The organism is Bradyrhizobium sp. MI1.10 (assembly GCF_055811035.1).
This window is the reverse complement of sequence record NZ_JBVVPN010000094.1, coordinates 1-10,854: the sequence shown is the minus strand read 5'-3', so window position 1 is coordinate 10,854 and position 10,854 is coordinate 1. Positions and strand designations below refer to the sequence as shown.

Below are 10,854 nucleotides of genomic sequence, written 5' to 3'. Positions count from 1 at the left end.
GCATGGCGGCCTAACCCCGGCAGAGGCTCCACTTATCGACGCGGAGATTCTGTTCAGACAACCGGGACCAGCTCTGTTGATGTCGCATAACCGACGCGAGAGTGTTCCGCCGGAGTGCGCGGTCGACGGCGGCGAGTGGGCGTAAAGCGAGCGGCAAGATGCGCATTTGGCACCAATCGGTCACAGAACTCGATGCACTTCCTCACTACGCGGATTCGCTAAGACGCCGCTTCGCAGCCCTCGCGGGACCGGGCGTCGAGGTGGTCCTCCATGGAATCCCCATCGGGACCTACGGATCCTCCTCACCTGCACGGGTCCTTGAATCTCCGCGCGAGCGAAGCCGCCTTGGGAATGTCGTGCTTGCGCAGTTCAAACGCGCCGAACTTGAGCGATTCGACGCCGTTATGATCGCGTCGTTTGCTGAGCCCGCGCTTCGCGAAGCCCGAGCGGCTCTCGATGTTCCGGTCACATCGATGATGGAAAGTTGTCTCTTTGCGGGCTGTTCGGTTGCTCCGTTGATCGGCATTGTGACGATCTCTCCAGCTGGTGCGCGGATGTTGGCGGAAAGCGTGGACAGTCACGGGTTGAATGCGCGTGTCGTAGATATCGTCAGTCTTGCTCCGGCCTATGACGAATTCGATCTGCAGCGCGCCTTTGAAAAGCCAGAGGGACTTAGAGCCGCCTTCGAGGTGGCCGCTCGCAAAGCTATTGACGCTGGTGCGGATGTCGTCATTCCGGGCGAGGGCGTGTTGAACGAATTTGTCGCGCACCTGAACATCCGGGAGTTGGATGGTGTTGCAGTGATGGATGGGACCGCTCTTACGCTGACCTACACGGAGATGCTCGTACGAGCTTATCAGCGGTCCATGCTGCGCACCGGTCGACGATGGGGGTATCCGAGGCCCCGGCCGATCTCAAGCTCCGCCTCGACACCGCTCGGAAGGCGCGATGAAGCGTTGCCGTCCATTCAAGGAACAGCGGAACGTCAGTTAGGAGCTTCACCACGGATGCCGAGGAAACACCATGACGAGACCTAATCTCACAAAACAAGAAATGCTTGCAATGCGGACTCATTCCCGGCCGCTCGAGCGTATTTGTTCGGGTCTCATCGCTTCCTTCATCGGCTCGGGCAGGAACGAAGAGACCGCGGCTTACACCGCTACCGTCGTTTGTGGGGCTATCGCAGGTACACGCCGAGGCGTCGCAGGTCAGATTCGCCGAGAGCCTCTTTCGCTTGCTTTGGGAGTTCTGCCGCTATGATCAGGATCAAGGTGAATTTGGACCGATGCGACGCCAATGGATCGTGCGCGGCGCTAATGCCGGATGTCTTCGAGATCGGAGCAGACGGTGCATTGAAGCTGCTTAAGAACGAGGTCGACGAAAACCGCGAGGACGAGGTGGAGGAGGCGATCCTGTGCTGTCCAATGGGAGCGATCTCGCGGGCGTCGCAGGCGCTACCGGTCATGGAGCCGTTCTCGTCAGAGCCTCAGCGGCACCTGGGGGGGGCGCTCGATGGCAAACCGCTGGCCTTCGGCTCGGCGGGGTATGTCGTGCTCAGTTACGCATTGGCGACGCGTGTGCTTCGCGACTCGCGGTTCAAAAATGCGGCCCTCGGTCTCATGGAGAAGTTCGGCATCACGGCCGGCCCCGTGCATGAATTCCGTGCTCGGAGCATCCTTATGGCGGAAGGACTGCAACACATGCGGTTGAGAACACCCTTAGCCCGATTCATGGGGCCGAATACCGTGGAGGAGATTAGGGGCGTTCTCAGGGATATACTGGGCGAGATCATGCAGGACATGAGCGGGCAGGTATCATTCCATACTGCCGTCGCCGACCCGATTCCAGCCCGCATCTACTGTTATTTGGCTGGCGCGCCTGCGACCGACGCTCCGAAGGTTGCAAGCCTTTCCGCGCGCACGTTGTCGCTCCTCAGCCGAGACACAAGCTTGGCCCCCGTGATCTTGAAAGCGTACGACGAGCTGTTCGAGTACTTGCGGAACCTCGTTGCCCGCAAGAAAGCGGATGGCCTCGGTAGCGATATGCTGTCCTTTCTTATCAAGGAGCAGGATGCGGGCAAGCTTTCGCCGGAAGAGCTTTTGAACGACGCGGCAGCCATGCTCGAGGCCAGTTCGGTGAACACCTCGCATCAGATTGGCCTCACCATATGGACCCTCCTGCGCAATGGTGACGTCTGGTCCAAGATCAAAGACGATGAATCGCTAATCCCCGCGGCCGTCGTCGAAGCCACGAGACTCTTTCCGAGACCTGGCATGGTAAGCAAGGTCGCTACGGAAAGCGTCGATCTGGACGGTGTCGTCATTCCTCAGGGCGCCGACGTTCACGTCGCCATCTGGTCGGCAAACCGTGATGCGGAGCGTTTCGAACGACCCGGCGAATTTGATCTGCAAAGGGAGAAAAATCAGCCGCTCACGTTCAGTACGGGTGCGCACGGATGCCTTGGCCAAAGCCTCGCTCGCGTAGAGATGGAGGAAGTCGTTCGTTATCTCGTTAGGTACTACCCGAACTCGGTCGTTGTCGATGAGGAGACGGAAGTCGCCCAGGTCGGCGGCCGGTGGCTTGTCAAGTCATTCACAGTCGATCTGCGGCAGTGAATACGATGCCGCAACCCTATTGCGACGTCGCGATTGTTGGTGGGTCAATCGCTGGCCTACGTGCGGCGCAGACGGTCGCCCGGCATGCTCCCGGCCTCACCATCGCGATGATCAGCGACGAGACGTATCCCCCATATGAGCGTCCTCCACTATCGAAGATCAGCTTGACAAAGCAGATGTCGCTCGATGCACTGATCTATCCGGCCGTGAACGAGCTAAGGAGCCTTGGCGTCAACTTCTTGCTCGGTACCAAAGCCGAAGAGCTGGATGTCGATGCCAGGAAGATAGTCCATTCCTCCGGGGCACTGCAATATCGGTCCCTCGTGATCGCCACGGGCTGCGAGGCGATCATACCGCCTGTATTGTCCGGGCTACCCGATATCTTTTCACTCAGGAGTTACGACGATGCGGTTTCGCTTCGTCGGGCACTCGCCAATCCCTTGAAGTCTGTCGCAATCGTAGGAGCGGGCTTCATCGGCGGTGAACTGGCCTCCATGCTATCAAAGGAAGGACGGCGGGTCGCGCTGATTGATCTCGCACGCAAGCCCCTGGGCAAGTTCGGCGAGCCAGCGTTCAGGGACTACGTAGCGCTTCACCGAGGCGCCGGCATAGTTCTGAAATTCGGTGAGCAGATCGTCGACGTAGTCAAACAGGGCGATGGCCGTGTACTGGAGCTTGGTAACGGGTCGAGAGTGCCTGCCGACGTGATCGTCGTCGGAGTGGGCGTGCGGCCTTCGACCGAGTGGTTGCGGCAATCCGGCTTGCGCGTGGAGAACGGCATTCGCTGTGACGGTGCACTGCGAGCGGCCGATCATGTGTTCGCGGCCGGTGATGTGGTTCGGTGGCCCAACCAGCGCTGGGACATAGATATGAGGGTTGAACATTGGACCAATGCAGCAGAGCAGGGGCGCGTCGCCGGCATCAACGCGGCAAATGACATTCTCGGAGTGCCGCTAGAGGTCTGTGCCAACGTCCCATACTTTTGGTCCGACCAGCATGGCGTGCGCATCCAGTTTGCCGGCCATCGCGCGGGCGATGAAGCGATTATCGAGAGCCGGAACTCGAGCGGCTCCCTCTTTGTCTACAGGCGGGGCGATATTGTCTCCGGGGTGTTGGCGTTCGAGCGTCGTGCGGATTTTGTGAAGATCCGAACAATGCTGAAGAATGAACTGACTTGGCAAGCGGTAAGATCGCTGATCGACCGAGAGAACTGGCCATGAGTCACCAAAGCGAGGTCGCGCAACGGGCCTCGTGTACGCGCATCATTGGCGTTAGTGGCGAAATGGACGTGGCTCTAATCCGTACACGTCTTGCAGAATCTGGGTGATGATGAAGATGACAGGCAGGCTTTCCAATAAGACGGCCATCGTGACCGGTGCAGGTTCGGGGATCGGTCGCGCGACGGCCATTCGATTTGCGGAGGAGGGGGCGTCCGTAGTCGCGGCGGGCCTGTCGGAGGGGCTCGATGAAACTGTGGATCTTTGCCGGGCGGCCGGCACTCGCGCCATTGCCCTCGTCACTGACGTTAGTCGAGCGGCTTCGGGAGAAGCCATACTTGCGGCGGCGGTCGGCATCTCGGACTGTCCAAACGTGTTGGTGAACAACGTCGGGATTGCCGGATCGACTGCCGCTTACGACACCACGGATGAGGAATTCGACCGAATCGTCAACGTGAATCTCAAGAGCGTGCTCCGTGTCTCCCGGCCGTTCTTGCAGCTATGCCGTTCGCACAACTCCGGTGGATCGATTATCAACATTTCTTCGGTCCAGGGCATTCTCGGATTTCCCAACAATGCCTCCTATGCGGCTACGAAGGCAGGAATGATCGGCCTGACTCGGCAGATGGCCAACGATTGTGCCTCTTTCGCTGTCCGGGTTAACGCCGTCGCGCCAGGCATCATCGAAACACCACGGACGCAAGCGCGACTACGCGACAACGCCGCGTTCAGGAAATTCTCCGTGCATTCGACTCCGTTAGGGCGTCCCGGTCGGGCCGATGAGGTTGCTGCGGCGTGTCTCTTTCTTGCCAGCGACGAGGCGAGCTTCATCACTGGGCAGGTCCTTGCCGTCGATGGTGGAGCGTCTGCCACCGTCTTCAGATCGTAGTCGGAGCAAAGTCAACAGCGTGTTTAGACAGTCCGCTGCGGCGGGGGACGTGCTCATAACAGATATAAAGAGGGAAGGATGATCATGACCTCAGCGAAGGCCGTCACAATCGTCGGCGCTGGCCCCGTCGGGCTGATCGCTGCTCTTGGATTGGCGAAATCCGGAATCTCTGTCAACGTGTTGGAGCGGGCGAACGGCATCGTCGCATCGCCGCGCGCAATAACGTACCATTGGTCGTGCCTAGAAGGCTTGTCGGAGCTGGGCCTTCTGGATGAGGCCCTCCAGATCGGCTTCTCGAAGCAAGACTACAGCTACATCGAGTTTGCGACCGGCGAACGAATTGATTTCAGCTTGAACGTATTGGAGGGGCTGACGAAGTTTCCTTATAACCTTCACCTTGGTCAGCACCGTCTTGCGGAGATCGCGCTGCGAAAGCTCGCCGCTTATCCAAACGTTAATGTTCACTGGGGTGTCAATGTCACCGATATCGAGCAGGATGCCGAGGGCGTCTCGGTGGACGCCGTTGGGCCAGATGGAGAGGTGAGGTATCGCAGCGGGTGGCTCGTCGGAGCCGATGGTGCCGGCAGCGCAGTTCGAAGCGCATTGGGCCTGGAGTTCGAGGGTATCACATGGCCCAAGCGCTTTGTCGCTGCAAATCTTCGTCTCGATTTCGCCAAGTACGGCTTCGCTCGCACGACGTTCCTGATCGATGCGACGTATGGAGCTATTATCGTAAAGCTGGACCAGAACGACCTTTGGCGATGCACCTACAGCGAGGATTTGAACCTGCCGGAAGAGGATGTACCGGAGCGCCTTAGGAAGTTCTTGGAGGTGATCGTGCCGACAGCGAAGGATTATAATCTCGACGCCTATTCACCCTATCGGATGCACCAACGCGCGGCTACGATGTTTCGCGTCGGACGCGTGCTGCTCGCGGGTGATGCTGCCCATGCCACGAACCCCAGTGGTGGTTACGGCCTCGTTGGCGGGCTATTCGATGTCTACGTCCTATATAAAGCCCTTTCCGCGGTAGTCCAAGGCAGTGCGGGAGACGAAGTGCTCGACAGGTATGCGGAAGAACGTCGGCGTGTGTTTCTGGACGTCGTCTCACCCGCTGCATCGGAGACCAAGCGAATAATCTTCGATACCAGCGATCCGGTGCAACGTGCCGCCGACATGGCGAAGATCCGAAGACTTGCCGACGATAAAGCCACGCTTGTCGAACGTTTGATGCTGACATCCCGGATGAGTTCGGAGCCTCCGGCCCAATCCGCCAAGTCTGTGTAGCAAGCCTATTCGAATATTGCTCGTAGATCAAAGTGGGTCACCCTCGCAGCGCGCACGTCCATTCACGATGCGCTGCGGAGGTCCAAAGCGATACGAAATGGAGAGCCTCTTGAGCAAGCATCGCGTGATCTTCGTGCCGGGAATGGCGTCCGACGGACGCCTGTGGCAGCCCGTCATCGATCAGGTGTCTGACATTGTCGAGCCAACCATTGCGCGCTGCAGCGGCGAGTCGATAGCCGAGTTTGCTGACGAGATTCTGGCGGATGCTCCCGCAAGCTTTGTGATTGCCGGCATTTCGATGGGTGGGTACGTGGCGCTGGAGGTGGCGCTTCGCAGGGACGCGCGATTGGCGGGGGTCGCTCTTCTGAATACGAATGCGAGACGAGCGTCTCCGCTCCAGGTGCAACGCTCAAATGCTCTTATTGATGATGCCAAGCGGGGTCTGTTTGACACAGTCGCCGACCAGCTCGCCGGGACTGTCGCTGGGGGTAAGGCGGAGGTCGGGACCCTCGCCGCTGTAATGGCTCGTCAGGTTGGCGTAGGCGGGTATTTGCGACTGCAACGGGCTGTGCTCGATCGCCTCGATCGACGGAGTGAGTTGCGGGGGATCGCCTTGCCGACGCTTGTGATAGCGGGTGACGAAGACCGCATTTCACCACCCAGCCTAGCTAACGAAATCGTGCGATTAGTACCGGGGGCAGAACTTGAGATCTTCCCTTGCGGACACCTTTCGACGATCGAAGTGCCGGACATGGTGTCGGCAAGCTTGCGCGACTGGCTGTCGCGGCGAGTTGAAGGTGGGGCGTGAGCATTCTGCAGCCGACCCCAATCGAGTGCACCGGCCTTGATGGTGCGCGACATCGAAGGGCGTGCCCTGGGACGACATCCCCGGGACCTCTTCAGGAGGCACATTTAGAAATGAGCGACACGATTGCTGATCTCTCGCATCTGCGCCAATGGATCGGCCAGAGTGAGACTTTAAACGATGAGATCACGCGTGCGCCGGTCCGGGCGCTCAACGCTACATTGGATCTCCCGGAGATAGATGCTTCTGCTGGCATGCCGCTTCAACCGCTGTGGCATTGGTTATATTTTCTGCCCGCCCATCGGCAGAGCGAATTAGGGCAGGACGGCCATGCTCGCCGAGGCGGCTTCTTGCCGCCGGTACCGCTGCCGCGGCGGATGTGGGCGGGTAGTCAGTTTGAATTCCATTCGCCTCTGAGAGTTGGTGATTCAGTCAAACGGGTATCGATAATAGACGATGTTGCGATCAAGGAGGGGCGCACCGGTCGATTGGTGTTCGTGAAGGTGCGCCATGAGATCTTTCGCGCTGATCACGGTGGACCAGCGCTCACCGAGTTTCATGACATTGTTTATCGTGAAGCGAAGCGCTCTGGCGACGTGGAGCCCGCTCTAACGCCAGCACAGATTGGTGCCCCATGGCAGCGCAATGTCGAGCCGGACGACGTTCTTCTGTTCCGGTATTCAGCCCTGACCTTCAACGGACATCGCATCCACTATGACCGCGAGTACGTGACCAAAGTCGAGGGGTATCCTGGCTTGGTGGTTCACGGACCGCTCATTGCCACGCTTCTAATCGATCTGGTGGGACGGCAGGCGCCTGCGCGGGAAATCGCCAGCTTCCAGTTCAGAGCCGTTCGTCCCACGTTCGATGGCAAATCCTTCAGCTTAAATGGCGCGCCGTCCGCAGACGGGCATTCAGTCAGCCTATGGGCGGCTGATCATGAAGGATTGTTAATCATGCGGGCAGCTGCAACCCTGAACTAGAAGCCGGAGTTTCCCTTGATGTCGTTGCCGCTACAAGACGTCACCGTCGTATCGCTCGAGCACGCCATTGCCGCGCCTTTCTGCACGCGCCAGCTCGCGGACATGGGAGCGCGCGTCATCAAGGTCGAACGGCCAGGGACGGGCGATTTTGCCCGCGCTTACGATGATAGGGTTCGTGGCGAGGCGTCGCACTTTGTCTGGACGAACCGCAGCAAGGAAAGTCTGGTCCTTGATATCAAGGACCCGGACGGGCGGTCCGCCTTGAAGGCCCTGGTGGGCCAGGCGGACGTACTGGTGCAGAATCTGGCGCCCGGCGCCACGGCGCGCTTGGGGCTGGATTACGCCTCGCTGCGTGTCGCGCATCCCCGGCTCATCGTGTGCGACATTTCGGGCTACGGCGACGACGGCCCCTACCGCGACAAGAAAGCCTACGATCTGTTGATCCAAAGCGAGGCTGGCTTTCTCTCCATTACCGGCACGCCCGACACGCCCAGCAAGGCCGGCAACTCGATTGCTGACATCGCCGCCGGCATGTACGCCTACAGCAACATTTTATCTGCCCTACTGTTGCGTCATAAAACCGGTGAAGGGGCGCACATCGACCTGTCCATGTTAGAGGCGCTGACCGAGTGGATGGGATATCCGCTGTATTACGCTTTCGATGGCGCATCGCCGCCCTTACGTGCAGGCGCCTCGCACGCGAGCATCTACCCCTACGGTCCATTCGCCACTGGGGGCGATGGCACGGTAATGCTTGGTTTGCAGAACGAGCGGGACGGAACGCTTTCTGCGCGCATATTCTCGACGATGAGAAGCTGGCTCAGGACGAGCGCTTTGACAGCAATGCGCGACGCAATGCTAACCGGCAAGCTCTGGACGCCATCATCTTGGACAAGTTTAAATCTCTAAACCGGACCGAGGTGCTCGAGCGCCTCGACAAAGCGGGCATCGCGAATGCGTCAGTCAATGATATTGCGGGGCTGTGGCAGCACCCTCAGTTGCGAGCCCGCGACCGCTGGCGCTTCGTCGGCAGCCCGGTCGGGGAGATTCTCGCCCTCCTTCCGCCCGGGCGCAGCAATCGCTGGGAGGCTCGAATGGGTCCGATTCCGCGTTTGGGTGAGCATACTGATGCAATCCTTCACGAACTCGCTGCTGGCTCAAAACTCACCTAACGCTCGTACCTGCAGAGATAGCTATGGCATTTGATACCGACCGTAATGGCACTTTGACCGAGCGCTTCGCGGCGCTGTGGTCGGGGTTAACTTGGGCTGACATCCCCGAAGCGGACATTGTGGGGATCAAGGATCACGTCCTTGATACTCTCTCCGTTGCCCTTGCGGGCGCGCGTACGTCGGAAGCCGCCGCCGTTATACGCGTACTCACCACGGCGAATGGGCGCCGGACCGGCGCCAGCGTGTGGGGCACCCTGGATCGACTGCCGCTTTCCCAGGCCGCACTCGCGAATGGCACATCGGCGCATGCCCGTGACTTTGACGATGGTGGCGGGGCAGGGCACGCCGGGTCGACGGTCATTCCTGCTGCTTTAGCAGTTGCCGAGTCCGCGGGCGCCTCAGGGCGGGATTTCCTGCTCGCGACCATTGCCGGATACGACATCGGCTATCGCTCATTGCTCGCTGTTGGCGGCTTCGCGGCACACACTGGTCGGGGCTGGCACTCATCGGGCACGATGGGAAGCCTCGGCGCTGCGGCAGCTGCAGCCAAGGTGCTTGGGCTGGACGCCGAGCAGTTTGCAAATGCGCTAGGTATCGCGGGCTCCTTTACTGGAGGCGTATGGGCATTCATCGACGACGGCGCGATGACCAAGCGCCTTCACCCAGGGAAGGCGTGCGAGACCGGCGTGAATGCGGCCCTGCTTGCCCAAGGTGGGGTTACCGGTCCGCATCGGATCTTCGAGTCCAAGTTCGGAGGGCTGTTCAGCACGTACAACGGTGGCGTGGGATGTCGGGAGAAGGCGCTCGATAGTCTCGGCGTCAACCTTAACGTCGCTTCATCGTATCTCAAGCCCTACGCCTGTTGCCGCGGCAGTCACTCTACGATCGACACGGTGCTCGGGCTGATGAGCAGCCACGGCCTACGGGCAGACAAAGTAAAGCGCGTCGACATCAGCGCCGGGCAGACCGCCTACGATATGGTCAATGTCTATCCAATCGAGACGGTCTTCGATGCGCAGTTCAACTTACCGTATGCGGTGAGTGTGACGCTGGTCGCCGGTGAGGCCGGCCTCGGCCAGTTTGAGCCGCCGCGGCTCAACGAGCCCGAGGTGCGCAGTGTGTTCGACCGGATCACCTTTACCATGGATACGTCGATCGGCTTGGAAGATGGCCCTCGACTGCACATCGAACTCACCGACGGCACGATGATCGCCGTATCCGCCGGGAACCCTACGCTTGCCAAGGGCTCGGCCGTGCAGCCGATGACCCACGCCGAGGTGGTTGCGAAGACACATGCCCTGATCGACCCGGCCCTAGCCGACGCGCTCATCTTAGCAGTGGAGGGGCTAGACCAAACCTCGAACGTCACCACCCTGCTCAACGCACTGAAGGTAATGGGGTGAACTTCCAGGTTTGCCGCGGCGTGCCGCGTTCTCGCGAGCGTCGAAGCTTGCTTTATCGCGGCACAGGCCCTTGCGATCGGCGGCAGGGAATCTGCGACGGTCTTCCACGCCTATTGCAATTACGAGGCTGCCGCCCGGAAGCTTCTAGGATCATGCATTCCCGGTGCCCGCGGAATCGATCTCGAATCTCGGATGAAGCGAGATGATTGCGAAGGGGGAGCGGAGAATGTTGCGTAACCGAAAGACTGCGCTCTGTCCGCGGTTGCCGGGTGATTGTCCACATGAAGGCAATCGTGCCTCGGCGATTCCATCATGACGCCGTTGAATTCGGTCGATCGATCGCCCTTGCTCGCGGTTCGCGACGTCAGCGTCGTGTTCGGCGGCATCGTCGCGCTCAACGGCGTGACCTTTGACATGCACAAGGGCCAGATCCTCGGCTTGATCGGCCCTAACGGCGCCGGCAAGACCACGCTCTTCAACTGC

At 59.9% G+C, this 10,854-nt stretch carries 9 protein-coding genes and 1 pseudogene; all 10 read left to right on the top strand.

The genetic code is table 11. The features are described from left to right. Positions 1-158 precede the first annotated feature (158 nt). The gene (locus AC0L3K_RS39660; protein ID WP_473368102.1) at positions 159-1,037 is read left to right on the top strand and encodes an aspartate/glutamate racemase family protein; all 879 of its coding nucleotides are present in this window, start codon (positions 159-161) and stop codon (positions 1,035-1,037) included. A gap of 219 nt (positions 1,038-1,256) precedes the next feature. Then, positions 1,257-2,615 carry a cytochrome P450 gene (locus tag AC0L3K_RS39655; protein WP_473368101.1) on the top strand — a complete coding sequence of 453 codons (1,359 nt, stop codon included), beginning with the start codon at positions 1,257-1,259 and terminating at the stop codon, positions 2,613-2,615. A 5-nt stretch (positions 2,616-2,620) separates the two neighbouring features. Further along, on the top strand, positions 2,621-3,835 hold the full coding sequence (locus AC0L3K_RS39650; protein ID WP_473368100.1) for an NAD(P)/FAD-dependent oxidoreductase: 1,215 nt from the start codon (positions 2,621-2,623) through the stop codon (positions 3,833-3,835). A gap of 106 nt (positions 3,836-3,941) precedes the next feature. Further along, on the top strand, positions 3,942-4,721 hold the full coding sequence (locus AC0L3K_RS39645; protein ID WP_473368099.1) for an SDR family NAD(P)-dependent oxidoreductase: 780 nt from the start codon (positions 3,942-3,944) through the stop codon (positions 4,719-4,721). A 78-nt stretch (positions 4,722-4,799) separates the two neighbouring features. Next, complete coding sequence (locus AC0L3K_RS39640) at positions 4,800-6,008, top strand: FAD-dependent oxidoreductase (RefSeq protein ID WP_473368098.1); 1,209 nt, start codon at positions 4,800-4,802, stop codon at positions 6,006-6,008. 109 nt (positions 6,009-6,117) lie between these two features. Beyond that, on the top strand, positions 6,118-6,816 hold the full coding sequence (locus AC0L3K_RS39635; protein WP_473368097.1) for an alpha/beta fold hydrolase: 699 nt from the start codon (positions 6,118-6,120) through the stop codon (positions 6,814-6,816). A gap of 110 nt (positions 6,817-6,926) precedes the next feature. Beyond that, positions 6,927-7,796 (top strand): HTD2 family dehydratase, encoded by an 870-nt coding sequence (locus tag AC0L3K_RS39630; RefSeq protein ID WP_473368096.1) that lies wholly within the window; start codon positions 6,927-6,929, stop codon positions 7,794-7,796. 18 nt (positions 7,797-7,814) lie between these two features. After that, positions 7,815-8,968 (top strand): annotated as a pseudogene (locus AC0L3K_RS39625) (CaiB/BaiF CoA transferase family protein). Between the two features lie 23 nt (positions 8,969-8,991). Beyond that, positions 8,992-10,371, top strand: coding sequence for an MmgE/PrpD family protein (locus AC0L3K_RS39620; protein ID WP_473368095.1), 1,380 nt, complete (start codon positions 8,992-8,994; stop codon positions 10,369-10,371). 312 nt (positions 10,372-10,683) lie between these two features. Continuing rightward, a partial coding sequence (locus AC0L3K_RS39615) for an ATP-binding cassette domain-containing protein (RefSeq protein WP_473368103.1) occupies positions 10,684-10,854 on the top strand: 171 nt, incomplete at its 3' end.

What these genes read in the sequence shown, in the direction of transcription:
- AC0L3K_RS39660 (WP_473368102.1), top strand. Translation starts at nt 159, where the DNA reads ATGCGCATTTGGCACCAATCGGTCACAGAACTCGATGCACTTCCTCAC.
- AC0L3K_RS39655 (WP_473368101.1), top strand. Translation starts at nt 1,257, where the DNA reads ATGATCAGGATCAAGGTGAATTTGGACCGATGCGACGCCAATGGATCG.
- AC0L3K_RS39650 (WP_473368100.1), top strand. Translation starts at nt 2,621, where the DNA reads ATGCCGCAACCCTATTGCGACGTCGCGATTGTTGGTGGGTCAATCGCT.
- AC0L3K_RS39645 (WP_473368099.1), top strand. Translation starts at nt 3,942, where the DNA reads ATGATGAAGATGACAGGCAGGCTTTCCAATAAGACGGCCATCGTGACC.
- AC0L3K_RS39640 (WP_473368098.1), top strand. Translation starts at nt 4,800, where the DNA reads ATGATCATGACCTCAGCGAAGGCCGTCACAATCGTCGGCGCTGGCCCC.
- AC0L3K_RS39630 (WP_473368096.1), top strand. Translation starts at nt 6,927, where the DNA reads ATGAGCGACACGATTGCTGATCTCTCGCATCTGCGCCAATGGATCGGC.
- AC0L3K_RS39620 (WP_473368095.1), top strand. Translation starts at nt 8,992, where the DNA reads ATGGCATTTGATACCGACCGTAATGGCACTTTGACCGAGCGCTTCGCG.